This window comes from Algorimicrobium echini, assembly GCF_900115185.1.
Lineage (GTDB): Bacteria > Bacteroidota > Bacteroidia > Flavobacteriales > Flavobacteriaceae > Algorimicrobium > Algorimicrobium echini.
On record NZ_FOVN01000001.1, the window covers coordinates 53,520 to 69,766 of the forward strand.

A 16,247-nucleotide genomic window follows, 5' to 3' on the forward strand; every position below is an offset into this window, starting at 1 on the left:
GAATCTTTAGTGTACGTTACCCATTAATTTCTTCATCAAAGGCGAAAAGAGTAATACTATTAATCCAGCACCCAAAGCATATTTTGAAATTAAATCGAATCCATTGGTATATATTTCTAATGTTTGTAAACCACCTACATTAACATCAGTACTTTCAACAGCCAATTGTTTAGAAATAAAGCCTACAATTTGGAAAGCATACGCAGATGATAAAAACCAAATACCCATCATAAATGCTACAATTCGCTTTGGCGATAAATCAGTAATTTTAGATAAACCTACTGGCGACATAAATAATTCACCAACTGAAATAACAAAATACATGATAAATAAATATGCAAAAGGAACCATTCCATTCTCATCAGCACTAGCACCACTTAAAGATAGAATATAAAAACTGGCTCCTGCTAAAATTAAACCTAATCCAAATTTATAAGGCGTTCGTGGGTTCAAATTTCGTTTCGATAAATATGCCCATAACAATGACACAGGTATTGACAGTACAATAATAACTAACGAGTTTAGAGAATTTGTTTGACTTGCATTCATTATACCATCTAAATCTACATTTCTATCTGCAAATAAGGTAATAACACTTCCCGATAATTCATGAAAACCCCAGAATAAAGTCATAAAGAACGTTATTAAAAGAGCCATTATTAATTTTTTTCGCTCATCAGATGTTGCGTTGTATAAAATAACCGCCATATAGACTAAAATAGCAACACCAATAAACTTAAAGAGAAGGTTTACATAATTCTGATCCCCTAAAAAAGAATCACCACCAGCAATGGCTTTATAAGACGCTAAAATGTAAGCAATTAAAGGCGCACATAAAAAGGATATTATTGGTATAAATGTTTTTTGTGGAATACCTAAAATTTTCTTTTCATAAATTTCTGGATTTGGTGGTAAACCACGGTCTCCAAAAACATTATTTTTAATGCCGCTCCAAAAGAAAATCAAACCGGTTAACATACCAACACCTGCAAGACCAAACCCATAATGCCAGCCATATTCTGCTGCTAACCAGCCACAAAGTAATGGTGCAATAAAACCACCTATATTTATTCCCATATAAAAAATGGTAAAACCCGAATCTTTTCTACGATCTCCATCTTTATATAGCGAACCTACAAAAGTTGAAATATTAGGTTTAAAAAACCCATTACCAACAACGATAAAAGCTAGCGCTAAAAAGAAAGCAATATCATTTTCTATAGCTAGCACAAAATGCCCAAGAGACATTAAAATACCTCCAAGGAAAATAGAGCTTCGCATTCCAAGAATTTTATCAGAAATACGCCCACCAACTACCGTTGAAGCGTAAACTAATGAACCATAAGATGCATAAACGGCTGCTGCTGCAACATCTTTTTCTACTAATGCTACAAATATTTCATTAACCATGTAGAGCATTAAAAGCGCACGCATTCCATAAAAACTAAAACGCTCCCAGAGTTCAGCAAAGAATAAATAAAACAATCCTTTAGGGTGCCCAAACATCTCTGGCTCTCCTGATTCTGTTAAAATTGATTTTGACATATTTATAGTTTATTAGTTAGTTAGATTATTAATAATAAATAGACTTATTTTAGAGCTTATCACCCAAGGTTTTATCAATAAAATTTGTCATTTTCTTATATAAATGTAAACGTGTATTTCCACCGTATATTCCGTGATTTTTATCTGGGTAAATCATCCACTCGAACTGTTTATCAGCTTGGATTAACGCTTCTACCATACGCATGGTATTCTGTACATGCACGTTATCATCACCGGTTCCGTGAATTAATAAGAAATCACCTTTTAACTTATCAACGTGATTTATTGGCGAGTTTTCATCATAACCACTTGGGTTTTCCTGTGGAGTTGTCATGTAGCGTTCGGTGTAGATAGAATCGTAAAAACGCCAACTTGTTACAGGTGCAACGGCTATGGCCATTTTAAAGACATCATTTCCTTTAAATAGCGCATTACTACTCATAAAACCACCGTAACTCCAGCCCCAAATTCCAATACGTGATGCATCAATATATGGTTCGGTTCCTAGTTTTTTAGCAGCTGCTATTTGATCTTCGACTTCATATTTACCCAGTTCCTTTTGGGTTACTTTTTTAAATTCGGCACCTTTAAAACCTGTTCCACGTCCATCTACACAGGCAATAATATATCCTTTTTGTGCCAAATATTGATACCAATAATCATTAGCACTATTCCAAGTGTTAGAAACACTCTGTGAACCTGGACCTGAATATTGAAACATGAATAATGGATAGGATTTGGAAGCATCAAAATTGGCTGGTTTAATCATCCACATATTTAATTCGTTACCATTTATAGCAATGGTTGAAAATTCCTTTTCAGACATTAGATATCCTTTCAACTTATTCTGAAGCTCGGTATTAACTTTTATTAATTTAATTTGCTTACCTGTTTTGGCATTATTCAACGTGTAAACTGGTGCTGTTGTAGCACTTGAAAAGGTGTTTATGAAATACGAAAAATCAGCACTAAAGGCAGCACTATTTGTTCCAGTGTTCATGGATAATCGTGTTTTATCGCGACCGTTTAATTTAATAGAATACACATCACGATTGATTGAACCATTTTCTGTTGATTGATAAAAAATTGTTTTATTCTTAGCATCAAAACCATAGTAATTAGTTACTTCCCAATTCCCTTTGGTTATTTGGCTAATTAGTTTTCCTGTTTTATCATAATGATAAATGTGATTGAAACCATCTTTCTCGCTTGTCCAAATAAAACTATCATCTTCTAAAAATGTTAGGTTATCTGTAACATCCACATACGCCTTATCACGATCTTCAAGCACCAAACTTGCCGTATTTGATTCTGCATTTACAAACCACAAATCTAACTCGTCCTGATGTCTATTCATATATTGTGCGCTTAAAACATCTGGGTTATTTGTCCATTCTATCCGTGGAATATAAAAATCGGTATACGATTTATTTACTTTCACTTCTGCCGTTGTTGCTGCCTTCATATCAAAAATATGTAGGGATACTATGGCATTTGCTTCACCAGCCTTTGGGTATTTAAATACGTGTTGTGTTTGATATAAATCCTGACCGTAGACGTCCATAGAAAATTCTGGAACATCGGTTTCATCAAAACGAACAAAGGCTATTTTATTGCTACCTGAATTCCACTCAAAAGCACGTACAAAACCAAATTCTTCCTCATAAACCCAATCAGTAATACCATTTATAATCTTATTTTTCTCACCATCAAATGTAATTTGTTGCGTATTTCCTGTTTCTAAATCTTTAACAAACAAATTATTATTGTAACCATAGGCTAATTTAGTTCCATCGGGAGAAAAAGTAGGCTCTTGAATTTTTTCTTCAGCAACCAATTCTAATTGTTTAGTTTTTGTATTGTAAACATAATATTTACCAAGTGTTGATCGTCTAAAAATAGACTCCACTTCAGTTGCTAAAAGTATCTGACTTTCATCATCACTAAATGTATAATCTGTAAAGTATTTAATAGGATCTAAATTAGCCGAGTTTACCAAGGTACGTTCCTTATTCAAAGTTTTGTAATCGTATACATCAATAGTTGTAGATCCAGATGAACGATCAAAATTCAACACAGAGTATTGCTGACCATTATTCATGGAATGTAACGCGTCCATACGTTCGGTTCTAAAAGCACCTGACCAGATGTCTTCAAGCGAAATTTTATTACTTTGAGCTGTTGTAAATAAGCTTGTTATGAAGCAGATTAAGAGGAGTTGTTTTGTGTATCTCATTAAAAATAATATTATGAATAAAATAATGCCAAGTTTACTAAAAAATAAGCGAAAAACCGTATTTATTAACAGTTAAATAGGCTTTCGTTACAGAACTCACACAATAATAGTATCTTTACATTTTCAATAAAACCCGAATGAATACATCTATATCAGGCTTTTCAAAATTATCCAAATCTGAAAAAATCAACTGGATTGTTGACACTTATTTTAGCAACAAAGAACAGGCTAAAAAAATATTAACACAATATTGGAATTCAGACAACAAGCTTCAACAGCTTCATGATGAATTTATAGAAAACACCATTACCAATTACTATTTACCTTTAGGTGTGGCACCAAATTTCCTTATTAATGGGAAATTACACACCATTCCTATGGCTATTGAGGAAAGTTCAGTAGTTGCAGCAGCCAGCAAAGCAGCTAAATTTTGGTTGGATAGAGGTGGTTTTAAAGCTACCGTTCTATCAACCACCAAAATTGGCCAGGTTCATTTTATGTTTCATGGTCAACCTAAAAAATTAGAAGCCTATTTTAAATCTGTTAAAAACCGGTTAATTGCCGATGCTAAATCCATTACTCAGAATATGGAAAAACGCGGAGGTGGCATTTTGGATATTGAACTCCGTAATAAAACAGAGAAATTATCTGGATATTACCAACTACATGCCACATTTGAAACGTTAGACGCTATGGGAGCAAATTTTATTAATTCCTGTCTGGAACAATTTGCAACCACTTTTAAACAAGAAGCGTTACGTTTTAAAGATTTTACCGATACCGAAAAGCAGATTGAAATCGTGATGAGTATACTCTCTAATTACGTACCCAATTGTCTCGTACGAGCAGAAGTATCCTGTCCCGTTTCCGATTTATCGGATAACAAAAACAGCCATCCTGAAGCCTTTGCTCAAAAATTTGTTCAAGCAGTTAATATTGCTGAAGTTGAACCTTATCGAGCCGTTACCCATAATAAAGGGATTATGAACGGTATTGATGCTGTGGTACTTGCCACTGGGAATGATTTTCGTGCTGTTGAGGCAGGTGTGCACGCCTATGCCTCTCGTAATGGCACATATAGCAGCCTAACACATGCAAAAATTGAAAATGGTATTTTTACTTTCTGGATGGAAATTCCATTAGCTTTAGGAACCGTTGGAGGTTTAACAGGATTACATCCTTTAGTAAAGTTTGCTTTAGAACTACTCCATAAACCATCTGCTAAAGAGCTCATGCAAATAGTTGCTGTTGCTGGATTAGCACAAAATTTTGCAGCATTACGGTCCTTAACAACAACTGGCATTCAAGAAGGGCATATGAAAATGCATTTAATGAATATTTTAAATCAGTTTGACGCAACTACTGAAGAAAAAGCACACATTATCAATCATTTTAAAACCCATGTTGTTACCCATAGGGCAGTTGTTGAAGCGATTGATAACTTACGAAAATAAGCCAAAACTCATCTTAAAAAAAGATTACAATTAGAGTATGACACGTTTTTATAGCAACGGAAAATTATTAATAACGGGTGAATATGTGGTTTTGGACGGTGCCTTATCATTAGCATTACCAACTAAATATGGACAGTATTTAGAAATAGAACCTACTAAAACAAATACAATAACTTGGGAAAGCAAAGATGAAAGCGAAACAATTTGGTTTGAAGATACATTTACCATTTCAAATAGTACACTCATTAGCAAAAATCCCAAAAACCCTATTTCGCAACGTCTAACTCAAATCCTTCTAACAGCACAGACATTAAATCCGGAGTTTTTAAATACGGGTTATAATGTTATAAGTCGACTAACATTTCCAAGAAACTGGGGACTTGGCTCTTCTTCCACCTTACTGAATAATATAGCCCATTGGGCAAACATTAATCCGTTTCAATTATTAGACAAAACTTTTGGAGGCAGTGGTTATGACATTGCTTGTGCAGAACATGATACTGCATTAACGTATCAATTACAAAATGAAAATAGGAACATAACGCCTGTTCATTTTAATCCAATTTTTAAGAAGCATTTGTATTTTGTATATCTAAACCAAAAGCAAAACAGTCGGGATGCCATTGCTAATTATAGACAAGCTTCTAAAAATAATTTAAATGCTATTTCTGAAATAAACACCATTACTAATAACATAATTGCATGCAAATCGGTTTCAGAATTTAATGATTTGCTAAAGCGTCATGAAAACATCATTTCCAATTTGATACAGCAACCTGTTATTAAGACACGCTTATTTTCAGACTTTTCAGGTGAATTAAAAAGTCTTGGAGCTTGGGGTGGTGACTTTATTATGGCATCTTCAATGGAAAATCCTGAACATTATTTCAAGGCAAAAGGGTTTCATACAATTATAAGGTATCAAGATTTAATTTTATAAGCAGAAATATCATATTAAATTTAGTTGAAACAAAACCAATAACAGATAAAAACAATTTCTAATTACTGGAAAACATACAATTCAACCTAATTCTATAAAACAAAAAAAAGGCCTTACATATGTAAAGCCTTTCATTATATAAAAATACAACTATATTATTGTACTGTTTTTGCTCTATTATCTTCAATTTCAGCAGCTTCTTTAAGGGCTGGATATAATTTAGAAGTTACCGTGTTTACTTTTGCTGTTTGCACTTGGTTAGCAAAACCTTGATAGTTATCTAATTCGGTTGCAGGTGTAAGCTTCTCAACACGAATCATATACATTCCTTTTTCACCTTCAATTAATTTTGAGGTCTCACCTTCTTTCATTCCAAAAGCATAACCAACCACTTTTGGCTCATTTCCAGCTCCAGAAATAGTAGGTGTTTTCATATTAATAGCTAATGCTGAACGCACTGTAGTATTTTCGGCTTTAGCTAAATCTTCTAAAGTTGTTGCAGAAACTCTGTTTCTAATTTGCTCTGCTTTCTTTTGCTTACGAATTGCAGGTAAAGCGGTTACTGAAGCATCTTCAGATTTCATTAAACCTGCTTTATTTTTAGCTACTAATTGAACAATAGCATAACCACCTGGCACATTAAAGCGCTTGTAATCTCCTATTTCAGTTGCCTCCTCAAAAGCCCAGCGTGTAATAGCACGTTGGTTTCCTAATCCTGGAATGGTTTCGTCTAATACTTTAATGGTATTTACTGGACGAACCACATAATCTTGTTCTTTTGCTAAATCAGCGAAATCACCTTTTTCTAAACTAATTTCGAAATTTGATGCTTTTCTAAATACATCGTTCACTGTTTGTTCAGATGGCTCAATTTTTCTAGCAATTGTTCCTATTTTAACAGCACGTTGTTTGTTTTTCTGGCCTAATATTTCAATGACGTGGAAACCGAAATCCGATTTCACAACACCAATAGATCCTTCTTCATTTTCGAAAGTAAAATCTCTGAATTCAGGAACCATAGCGTTATATGTGTACCAATCTAAAACACCTTCTTTTTCGTTACTTACGGTGTCTGCTGAAAAATCTAAAAGCGATACAAACTTACTTTTATCGGCTTTAATGATAGCCATTAAACTATCGGCTGTTTTTTTAGCCTCTACTTCTGTTTGTGTTGTAGTTTCCGATTGTGAACGTGAACCAACAAAAGGTATTAATATATGTCTTGCTTTTACAGAATCTGGTAATTGTGTTACAGCTACCATTTTTGTTAGCTTTACAAAACCATTATCCTTGTAAGGACCAAAAACTTCACCAACATTCATGTTAAAAATAGTGTCAGCTACAGCATCAGGTAACGCAGTTTTTTTAATGAAGCGGTTATCAAATTTTACTTCTGAATTTGCAACAAAGTTAATATAGTTTTCATTGTTTTCAACCGATGAAAATGCAGGTATAGTATCTGTTCTTCCGTTAACATATTCAGCACGCGCCGTTTTGTATTTAGCAATATCGTTCTCTATTTCCTTTATATCTTCAACAGAGGCTTCTTCCTTAAACTGAACGTACTGTAAATCTCTAGAAGCTTCCACTTCATAGTCTTTTTTATGATTTTTTACATACGTTTCAATTTCTGCTTTAGAAACAGTAATAGTACTGTCTGGAATTGAAGAAAAAGGAACTTGTACAAACTTAATATCGGCTTTGTTTCCCTCTAAACTATGTTCTAACTTACCTTCAGCAAGTGTACCAATCATACCTGCTTTAACCATATTAAAATAGTTTTGTTGTAGGGCATTTACAGCAATAGAATTTTCGTAATCAATCCACTGTTGGTATGCAGCAGCTGATGTTGCTTTTAAATTAGCAATGTATTCTGTTAGTTTATTATCATCAAAAAGTCCCGCTTCATTTTGAAAGTCTGGGTTATTTGCTAGGTTTGTACGTAAAATATCACGCATTTGATCTTTTTCAACTGTAATGCCTAATTCCTCAAATTGAGTTTCTAGTACTGCATTACGCACTTCTTGCTCCCAAACGCGATTCATAACTTGGGTTTGTGTTGCTTGACCACCCATTTGTCTTGTTGCATTTTCAACTTTCATTAAAAAATCCTCACGTGAAATATCTTTACCATTTATGGTAGCAACTACATTTTGAGATTTTGCTGAAAGCGCATCACTGTTTCTGAACAAATCTGATAATACAAATGAAAATAATGCTAATGCAATTATTAATATCAGGAATAGTGAGCGTTGTCTAATTTTATTTAAAACTGCCATCTGTCATTTAAATTTTTTACGATATAGTGCGCGAAAATACCATTTTCTATTTAATAATAAAAGGAGAATTTCGCATTAATTATTTTAATTGTCGGGAAACTAGTCTTCTTCCAGAATTTTAAGTTTCACCAAGTCGATTTTTGTCGTAGAAACCTCTAAAATTGTAAACTGAAAGTCTTCTGTTAAAACCACCTCATCTTGCGCTGGTATACCTTCTGTATGATCCACTATTAACCCTCCTAAAGTCTCGTAGTTCTCGCTTTCAGGTAAGTTTAGTTTATAAGTTTCATTTAGATAATCAACTTCTAATCGGGCTGAAAAAATATAATTTGTGTCGTCAATTTTTTCTTCGGTTAGCACAATGGTATCATGTTCATCTTCAATTTCACCAAAAAGTTCTTCTACAATATCCTCAACAGTCATAATGCCTGATGTGCCTCCATATTCATCTAAAACGACAGCAATACTTTTACGTTTTTTAATTAAAGCGCTTAAAACATCCTTTATTAGCATGGTTTCTGGTACAAATTCCACAGGCATAATTATAGATTTAAGTGTTTTAGGTTTTTTAAACAACTCAAAAGAGTGCGCATAACCTAAAATATCGTCTATGTTATCTTTAAAAACTATTATTTTGGATATTCCTGTATCGGTAAATTTGCTGTTGATGGATTTTAAAGATTCTGAAACATCCACAGCAATAATTTCTGTTCGTGGCACCATAACTTCACGTGCTTTTACTTCCGAAAATTCTAAAGCATTTTGAAAAATTTGAATTTCAGTATCTACATCATCATGTGGCTCTGCCGATTCCATTTGCTCACTAATATAATGACCCAATTCTATTTTTGTAAACGCCAGTTGCACTTGATCACCTTCAGTTTTAAAGAATTTTTTAAGAACAAAATCGGTTATCCAGATAATAAAATCGCTAATCCATGAAAATAGTGTATAAAACAAATAAGCAGGAATAGCCAATATCTTTAAAAGTGAATTTGCATAGATTTGAAAAAATACTTTGGGTAAAAATTCTGCAGTGATTAATATGATTAATGTAGAAATTATAGTTTGCGTAAGGAGACTAAAATCTATTAGCAAATAATTTAAAATTGCTGAATTTGATGACGAAGCAGCTAGCATATCTTGAAACCAATCCACCAATAAATCACCCATAAAAAACCCATAAACAACCAAGGCTATATTATTACCTATAAGCATGGTAGCAATGAACTTGGAAGGTTTTACGGTTAATTTTGATAATATTTTAGCCAGTAAGCCGCTTTGCTTTTTTTCAATTTCAATGTGAATTTTGTTAGAAGACACATAGGCAATTTCCATACCTGAAAAAAAAGCAGACAGGATTAAGGATGCAATTATAATAATGACATCTGGGTTCATAGGCTATTTACGGTCGCGATCCTCAAAGCGTTTATTAAATTTTTTCCTAAAGAAAAACATAAAAACAGCCGTTGCTGCTAGAAGCAATGAAACGTAATCTATGACTTCGTTTTCCATATATTTTTTTGCTGCCACATAAATAAATAGAAGTGCAAAAGCTAAATAGGCGTATTGAAAAAACTTAAAGATTTTCATCTGTATATTTTTGAATAGTTTATTGAGAAACAAAGGTAAATAAAAAAACCTCATGGGTTTAAAATTCATGAGGTTTCCATTATTTATTTAATACGAATCTATTCGTTCACAGTAACGGAGCCATCAATTTCCAATACCTGCGCTTTTGAAAACTTAACATCTGAATCAAAACCTTTACCGTTTAAAACATCTGTTTTTCGTTTGAAAGTTACCGGTTTATTAGTAAACAACCACTCCCTATTCTGGTCATAGTACAATTGCTCGGCAAACAACGTATCCTTGTCTGAGGAAATTAAAACCACATTCCCTTGCATATCTATTAACCCTGTTTTATCATACACGATAGCATAATCTGCAGTAATGGTACTTTTTTGATTGTTTTCATCAAACAGGTCCATTTCAACTGTGTTAGGGAATTCTGAAAATGGAAAATCCCTATTGGAGAAGTCCAACATTTTTGGACTGCGTAAATTGGCCGTCACACGACCGGAATCGGTGTATTTCAAATTCATGTTTTCTGCAACACCAATAGGTGTATTTTCAGAAACACCAATTTTTTTAACGTCTTCAAAATTATTTTTACAAGAAAAAACCATAGTCAAAGCAATCACTAAGACTATGGTTTTATTTATATGATTATTTATCTTAATCATTAGATTTTTGGAACTGTAATGGTTCTTCCTATCCAACAACCAACACTAATTTTTTCTCCTGATTTTCCTGATTGAAAAATCTCTTGTTTTTGAGGCGCATTACCTCTATAACTTGCCGCTGTTTGTGCTGCAACACTTTTTAATGTTGGGTCTACACGACCTGCTTTTTCAGCTTCATCTGCAGCTAACCAGAATACAGCACGCTTATTAAAGTTACTATCTCCACAATCGTTAGCACTTGAGCTATACATAGCTGCAATTCTTAAATGTGGACGACCATTTGAAGGGTTTAACTTTAAGGACTTCATGTAGTACTCACGTGCACTTCCGTATCGTCCTTTCCCTTTAAGCTTGTCACCAATTTTTTCATTAAGTCGTGCTTTTTTGAAATTATCAGTTTCTAAACCTACAGCTTGCTCATAAAACGATAGCGCTTCGTTAGTTTTACCTTCTTTATCTTTTAAGATACCTAAATAATAGGCTGAATTAGCTGAAGGGCTTATTTTATGATATGCGTTTACTAATTTAAAGAACATAGGGTCGTCTGTACATTCTTTTTCAGACATTTTACCAGCAGCACGTTGTAACCATTGCGCATTGTTTTTGTTCTCTTCAAATCCTTTTTCATACAATGGAATTAAGTTTTCACAGTTTGCACGATCACCTAATTTTTTATCTACAGCGCTAGACACTTGATCGTAAGCTTTCAAATAGCTTTCATAAGATCTTTGGTAACTAGATTCTTTTCTAGTTAAAGCAGTACCCGCTTCTTCTTTTTCAATAATTACATTTAATTTTTCTGAATAATTACCGATTTCTGTTTGAATTTTTTCAGAAACATCATCATACTTATCAAATAACTCTCCAGCTGTTTTTGTTTTAGCATCATATAAGTCTACCATCAGGGAGAAATAGGTATATAATGATTTAGGGTTCGTAAAGTTTTCCTTATCCGCTTTGAAAGCAGCATCAAAGCAATTATATAATTCTAAATCAGACAATCCTAAAACATCTCTGTTATCATATTGTAACTGACAAGATTTTGTTTCAAATTCTCCAGAAGGTGAATCACTAGCGAAATTGGCTTGACGCTCTTTGTATAGTTTAACTAAATCGTTAATGAAATTTACTTTTTCTGCACCAGAAGCTTTATCAATTTTGTGTTCTAAAATATCTTCACCTTGACTATAAATAGCTTTGTGTAATTTAGGACATGTAGTTCTTACATACATCCAAGGTTCGTATGCTGCGTCATAATTTTTCGCTTTTGCATATTCAGAAAAAATGGATAATTTAGTCATACATTCTTCATTCTGTTGCGCATGTGCAACTTGAAAGCCTAAAAATAGCACTACTGCTAATAATGTGATTTTCGTTTTCATAATATTCATGGTAAAAGTGTTAATCATATCTTTTCTTTTGGAACCATCTGTCATTTAAGGATAAACTCAAACTAACATTAAAAAAGTTCTCTTGTATTAAATTATTATTTGTTGTTCCACGTTTTCCGTATTCAAAACCAATGTTGGCATTCGAAAAGAAATCATTTCCTACAGGTAATCCTAATCCAAAAGACATGCCAAACTCATCAATTGAGGTATTATTTATATTTAATCCAGAAGATTCAAAGCGTAAACCTGCTCTGTAAACCACTCTACTTAAGTAACTTGAAAATGAATTATACTTTGGAATAATAAATCCACCAAGTGCAATGGTTGAGCTGTTTTCATAATCCACTCCAGTATCACCATAGAGTTCATTTTTAAAGTTTTTAGTGTTCTGAAAGGTATATTCTGCTCCAACAAACCAAATTCTTGGCTGCCCAATACCTGCTCCTATTGATACTTTTGAAGGTAAAATAAACTCTGTTTCATCTAAACCTTCAGCAGCCAAATCTGCTTCAATGGTATCGACAGGGAACTCAATATTAGTATCTGGGTTAAATAAGATTGTACCAAACGACCTTTGATTACGAGATTTTAATCTGGTTTCTGGTGTAAACGTAAATCCTGATTTAAGTTCCAGATCATCGGTAATCATCGCCTTATATGTCAGTCCAAAATTAAGACTAACTCCACTTAAATCTGATCGGTTAGTCTCTTGCGTTTGATATTGAAGAATGGTACCGTCATCTGGATCATAATCAAATGCTATTGTACTGTTCTTAATATTTCCAAAATTATAATTAACATCAACACCAACGCTGAAGTTTTTATTTATATAGTAACCAGCAGATAAATAGGTTCTATTTACACCACCTTCACCTCGAAAACGCTCATTTAAAGATAAATCACTGTTTCTAGTTTCCAACTTATACCCAACCGATGTGTAAGGAATTAACCCAAAGCCAATGCCAAGTCTACCAAGTGGAATACTCATGGACAGATAATCGAAAGTTGATGATTTTAATTTATCCTCTCCAGCATCACTCTTAAGTTTAAGGCGTGAATGCGATCCTGCAACCGAAAAAACAACAGGTCTATTTTCCTTGCCATAAACAGCTAAATTATCACTACCGTATGCTGCTGGATTTCTCAAGTTTAAATGAATACTATCTGTATAAATACTGATACCTCCCATACTCCGATTTTCCACAGTACCTTTGAATTTCAAGCTCCCAATACCATAAAAGGAATAAGGTGAAGCCGTACCATCTTGCGCATAACTTTTAATTGCAAATACAGCAATAAAAACTAATACCAGTTTTTTAATCATTCGTTTGAATTATATTGTAAAATGTGGTTTAATCCTTCTAATAAGAAATTAGAATGGGCAAATATGCTACTTTTTAATTGTTTAGACAAAAAATTAGCGTCTCCTCCTGTTAAAATAACTGTTAAATCTGAAAATTTTTCTCTATATGACTGTATAACACCGTCTATTTCAAACAAAACACCATAAATTACACCAGAATGAATGGCTGAATTCGTGGTGTTTCCTGTTATTAATTCAGGAATCTCTTTAGTTAATAACGGTAAGTTTGCCGTTAAATTATTTAAGGAAGTATATCGCAACCTAATTCCTGGAGAAATTGCACCACCTAGATATTGGTTTTTATTAGTGACAAAGTCATAAGTTATACAGGTACCTGCATCTACAATAAGTGTATTTTGATTTGGTTTTTTTTTAACCGCAGCACTAACCAATGCCACCCTATCAACGCCAAGCGTTTGTGGTGTTTTATAATCATTAATAAAGGGCACAGGTGTTTCAGGACCTAAAACAAGAACATGTAGCCGTTTTTTAACAATCTCTAGTTGTAAATTGGACAAAAAACCAACCGATGAAACAATGGATTTACTGATTTTAGGGTGTTTTTTCAAGAGCTGTTCAAAATTAGCCTCAAACTCCTCAAGTGAGCATGTTACTTTTTCAAGAAGCTCATCCACTTGAAATACAGCTATTTTCACGGATGTATTACCAACATCTATAATTAAATTCATAGGATAATTTAAGGCAGTAAAAATACAAAACGATTTTTTATAAATTTTCTTTTGGTGGATAATAAAAACAACTTATATTTGCAACCGCATTTAGCACTGGTGCCTTAGCTCAGTTGGTAGAGCAAAGGACTGAAAATCCTTGTGTCCCTGGTTCGATTCCTGGAGGCACCACCAAAAAACCCTTATAAACCTTGTGTTTGTAAGGGTTTTTAAATTTAGTGTGCTGATATGTGTGCTAATAAAAAACCGCTACATTTGATGTAACGGTTTTACTTAATGTGTATTTAAAAAAACAAATCTATGACGCCGTACCAGAGCCTAAATACACACTATTTGACACTTGACTACCATCAGCAGTAATAAACGCCATAAACAGCTCTACTGTATCTCCTGCATAAGCATCTGGAATTGTAACAACTTCAGAACCTACAGTTCTATCTGAACCATCAAGAATTGAAATTGATTCTTTTTTACTTGGATTGTAAACTATCAACATCGCTTTATCTGTTGCATTAGCATTTCCTCCTGTTGAGTTGTCGTCCCAGCCAAAAGATACTTGACCTGCTACAGTTAAATCTGTTGTACCATTCAGCACACCTGCTAAATTACCTCTACTTAATAATGCTAAAGAATAATCGATTGTAAAGTTAGGTGCGATACCACCTACTGCATTATTTAACACATAAGACATTGCAGCATTAAACTCGGTCTTACCAACCGCATAAGATTTATAACCTTTTTTAATAAAGGCTAAATTCGGTTGAAGAAACTCCAACGTTGCTGAAAATTTATTACGCTGATTGACCTGACCTTCTGTACGTGGATTAGCTACACTTACAGGCTTCGCTCTGATATAATCAATGTTCTTCCATCTTCCACCTACTATGGTTCCTACTTTACCAGAGAAACCTCCTAAAATACCTTGGGCAATTTTTCCCATCTTTATAAAAATTTTAAATTAATACTTATTCGGACTTGATACGGACTTGATACAGACTTAAAAACTACAATTAATATACGGTTATTTAATAAAATAAAATGAGTTAAAATGCCAACATACAATAGATTACATCTTAATACATTAATTTACCATTGACTACTTACGACTTAAATTAAACAGAGTATTTGTAAATGATAATTTAAGATTTTCAAGCTTAATTATTGTTTGCTTAAGTTCTTGCTGCTTTTTATTAATACCTGACACTATTTCAATACTCTTTTTGAACTCAAAATCAGTATTTTCAATTAACCTCAAACCATTTTTAAGCGTATTTCTGCAATCATCTACAGATATGAACTGAATAACACTACCCTTTAAATAACAAGCGTAAAAACCGCCTATTTGTAACATCATAGACAAGTGAAAAAGTGTGTTTTTCTCTGTTTCAGTTTTTGTGATTACTACAAAACAGTTAGGACAAGGATTTGAAAGTGGTTTTCCGCTGTTAAGTCCTTTGTTAAGGATAAAAAAATTAGGGTTCGAGTAGGTTCTTCCGATTTGGTGGGTTTTCATTTCAAAATAAGACATAGCTATCCAATTAAAAGTTCGCTACGCTCACACATATTTTTTTTGAAAATGAAAAAGAAAAAAATTAAAAAAAGAAAGCCAACCGCTTTGTGGCGTGGATAAGGCTGTCAAGCTTTTTTTAAAAAAGTTTTTGAAAAATTTTATTGAAAATTAAAGTGCTTTAGTTTAACCTAAAAATTGTTTTGAAGTAGTAATAAAAAGTTTTTTAAAAAAACCGTAGGCTTGAGCTTTATAGCCTTAAAGCGTGGGCTGTAGGAAGCCACATATATTTGCTGTCTTTTATTAATTTAATGTTATACCTGCTAATATTACTATTATAACAAGCATAATGATTGTGAAAAGTTTAGTACCAAAAGAATCATCACCTTCAGGATTTTCGATTTTATTACCGTTTTCATCTAAATCGTGAGGAAAGAATAAATCAAATAAATCTTCAATCATTTGTTTCATACTATAAATATAACTTTTCTGGGGAATTAACACTTAAAAAAATAGGTTACAGTAGTGTATTGAGCGTTGGATGAAGCGTTTGTATGGGTAGCGTTTTAAATAGTTGTTTGATAAAACAGCATTTAA

14 protein-coding genes and 1 tRNA gene are annotated in these 16,247 nt (G+C 33.2%); 3 read left to right on the plus strand and 12 right to left on the minus strand.

Going from position 1 to position 16,247, the window contains the following annotated elements; all coding sequences use genetic code 11:
• Window positions 1-6: 6 nt before the first annotated feature.
• Both BM239_RS00255 and BM239_RS00260 read right to left on the minus strand, forming a co-directional pair.
• Window positions 7-1,545: a peptide MFS transporter gene (locus BM239_RS00255; protein WP_092205658.1), complete on the minus strand. Its 1,539-nt coding sequence runs from the start codon at window positions 1,543-1,545 to the stop codon at window positions 7-9.
• 49 nt (window positions 1,546-1,594) lie between these two features.
• Window positions 1,595-3,781: a S9 family peptidase gene (locus BM239_RS00260; RefSeq protein ID WP_092205659.1), complete on the minus strand. Its 2,187-nt coding sequence runs from the start codon at window positions 3,779-3,781 to the stop codon at window positions 1,595-1,597.
• A gap of 137 nt (window positions 3,782-3,918) precedes the next feature.
• On the opposite strand from BM239_RS00260, the gene BM239_RS00265 reads away from it, so the two are divergent.
• Window positions 3,919-5,235, plus strand: coding sequence for a hydroxymethylglutaryl-CoA reductase, degradative (locus tag BM239_RS00265; protein ID WP_092205660.1), 1,317 nt, complete (start codon window positions 3,919-3,921; stop codon window positions 5,233-5,235).
• 37 nt (window positions 5,236-5,272) lie between these two features.
• The gene (locus BM239_RS00270; RefSeq protein ID WP_092205661.1) at window positions 5,273-6,175 is read left to right on the plus strand and encodes a GYDIA family GHMP kinase; all 903 of its coding nucleotides are present in this window, start codon (window positions 5,273-5,275) and stop codon (window positions 6,173-6,175) included.
• 155 nt (window positions 6,176-6,330) lie between these two features.
• Here BM239_RS00270 and BM239_RS00275 read toward each other — a convergent pair whose 3' ends face one another.
• From BM239_RS00275 to BM239_RS00305, 7 genes are all read right to left on the minus strand, one after another.
• On the minus strand, window positions 6,331-8,454 hold the full coding sequence (locus BM239_RS00275) for a peptidylprolyl isomerase (RefSeq protein ID WP_092205662.1): 2,124 nt from the start codon (window positions 8,452-8,454) through the stop codon (window positions 6,331-6,333).
• Between the two features lie 99 nt (window positions 8,455-8,553).
• Window positions 8,554-9,852, minus strand: coding sequence for a hemolysin family protein (locus tag BM239_RS00280; protein ID WP_092205663.1), 1,299 nt, complete (start codon window positions 9,850-9,852; stop codon window positions 8,554-8,556).
• Window positions 9,853-9,855: 3 nt separating this feature from the next.
• Entirely contained in the window at window positions 9,856-10,047 is a 192-nt protein-coding gene (locus BM239_RS00285) for a hypothetical protein (RefSeq protein ID WP_092205664.1), read from the minus strand.
• Between the two features lie 98 nt (window positions 10,048-10,145).
• On the minus strand, window positions 10,146-10,700 hold the full coding sequence (lptC, locus tag BM239_RS00290) for an LPS export ABC transporter periplasmic protein LptC (RefSeq protein WP_177208954.1): 555 nt from the start codon (window positions 10,698-10,700) through the stop codon (window positions 10,146-10,148).
• Complete coding sequence (locus tag BM239_RS00295) at window positions 10,700-12,082, minus strand: tetratricopeptide repeat protein (protein ID WP_092206726.1); 1,383 nt, start codon at window positions 12,080-12,082, stop codon at window positions 10,700-10,702. The genes lptC and BM239_RS00295 overlap by 1 nt, the downstream gene beginning before the upstream one ends.
• A gap of 19 nt (window positions 12,083-12,101) precedes the next feature.
• Window positions 12,102-13,415, minus strand: a complete 1,314-nt coding sequence (locus BM239_RS00300; protein ID WP_092205665.1) for a BamG family beta-barrel-assembly machinery protein — start codon at window positions 13,413-13,415, stop codon at window positions 12,102-12,104.
• The gene (locus BM239_RS00305) at window positions 13,412-14,143 is read right to left on the minus strand and encodes a type III pantothenate kinase (protein WP_092205666.1); all 732 of its coding nucleotides are present in this window, start codon (window positions 14,141-14,143) and stop codon (window positions 13,412-13,414) included. Before BM239_RS00305 ends, BM239_RS00300 begins: the two co-directional genes overlap by 4 nt.
• 98 nt (window positions 14,144-14,241) lie before the next feature.
• On the opposite strand from BM239_RS00305, the gene BM239_RS00310 reads away from it, so the two are divergent.
• A tRNA-Phe gene (locus tag BM239_RS00310) sits at window positions 14,242-14,317 on the plus strand.
• Window positions 14,318-14,441: 124 nt separating this feature from the next.
• Here BM239_RS00310 and BM239_RS00315 read toward each other — a convergent pair.
• From BM239_RS00315 to BM239_RS15350, 3 genes are all read right to left on the minus strand, one after another.
• A complete protein-coding gene (locus BM239_RS00315; RefSeq protein ID WP_092205667.1) occupies window positions 14,442-15,083 on the minus strand; it encodes a DUF6266 family protein in 642 nt (213 codons plus the stop codon).
• Window positions 15,084-15,239: 156 nt separating this feature from the next.
• Window positions 15,240-15,671 carry a DUF6943 family protein gene (locus BM239_RS00320; protein WP_092205668.1) on the minus strand — a complete coding sequence of 144 codons (432 nt, stop codon included), beginning with the start codon at window positions 15,669-15,671 and terminating at the stop codon, window positions 15,240-15,242.
• Between the two features lie 282 nt (window positions 15,672-15,953).
• The gene (locus BM239_RS15350) at window positions 15,954-16,112 is read right to left on the minus strand and encodes a hypothetical protein (protein WP_177208955.1); all 159 of its coding nucleotides are present in this window, start codon (window positions 16,110-16,112) and stop codon (window positions 15,954-15,956) included.
• Window positions 16,113-16,247: the final 135 nt, after the last annotated feature.

Coding starts and splice junctions, on each gene's coding strand:
- BM239_RS00255 (WP_092205658.1), bottom strand. CDS start 1,545: ATGTCAAAATCAATTTTAACAGAATCAGGAGAGCCAGAGATGTTTGGG.
- BM239_RS00260 (WP_092205659.1), bottom strand. CDS start 3,781: ATGAGATACACAAAACAACTCCTCTTAATCTGCTTCATAACAAGCTTA.
- BM239_RS00265 (WP_092205660.1), top strand. CDS start 3,919: ATGAATACATCTATATCAGGCTTTTCAAAATTATCCAAATCTGAAAAA.
- BM239_RS00270 (WP_092205661.1), top strand. CDS start 5,273: ATGACACGTTTTTATAGCAACGGAAAATTATTAATAACGGGTGAATAT.
- BM239_RS00275 (WP_092205662.1), bottom strand. CDS start 8,454: ATGGCAGTTTTAAATAAAATTAGACAACGCTCACTATTCCTGATATTA.
- BM239_RS00280 (WP_092205663.1), bottom strand. CDS start 9,852: ATGAACCCAGATGTCATTATTATAATTGCATCCTTAATCCTGTCTGCT.
- BM239_RS00285 (WP_092205664.1), bottom strand. CDS start 10,047: ATGAAAATCTTTAAGTTTTTTCAATACGCCTATTTAGCTTTTGCACTT.
- lptC (WP_177208954.1), bottom strand. CDS start 10,700: ATGATTAAGATAAATAATCATATAAATAAAACCATAGTCTTAGTGATT.
- BM239_RS00295 (WP_092206726.1), bottom strand. CDS start 12,082: ATGAAAACGAAAATCACATTATTAGCAGTAGTGCTATTTTTAGGCTTT.
- BM239_RS00300 (WP_092205665.1), bottom strand. CDS start 13,415: ATGATTAAAAAACTGGTATTAGTTTTTATTGCTGTATTTGCAATTAAA.
- BM239_RS00305 (WP_092205666.1), bottom strand. CDS start 14,143: ATGAATTTAATTATAGATGTTGGTAATACATCCGTGAAAATAGCTGTA.
- BM239_RS00315 (WP_092205667.1), bottom strand. CDS start 15,083: ATGGGAAAAATTGCCCAAGGTATTTTAGGAGGTTTCTCTGGTAAAGTA.
- BM239_RS00320 (WP_092205668.1), bottom strand. CDS start 15,671: ATGTCTTATTTTGAAATGAAAACCCACCAAATCGGAAGAACCTACTCG.
- BM239_RS15350 (WP_177208955.1), bottom strand. CDS start 16,112: ATGATTGAAGATTTATTTGATTTATTCTTTCCTCACGATTTAGATGAA.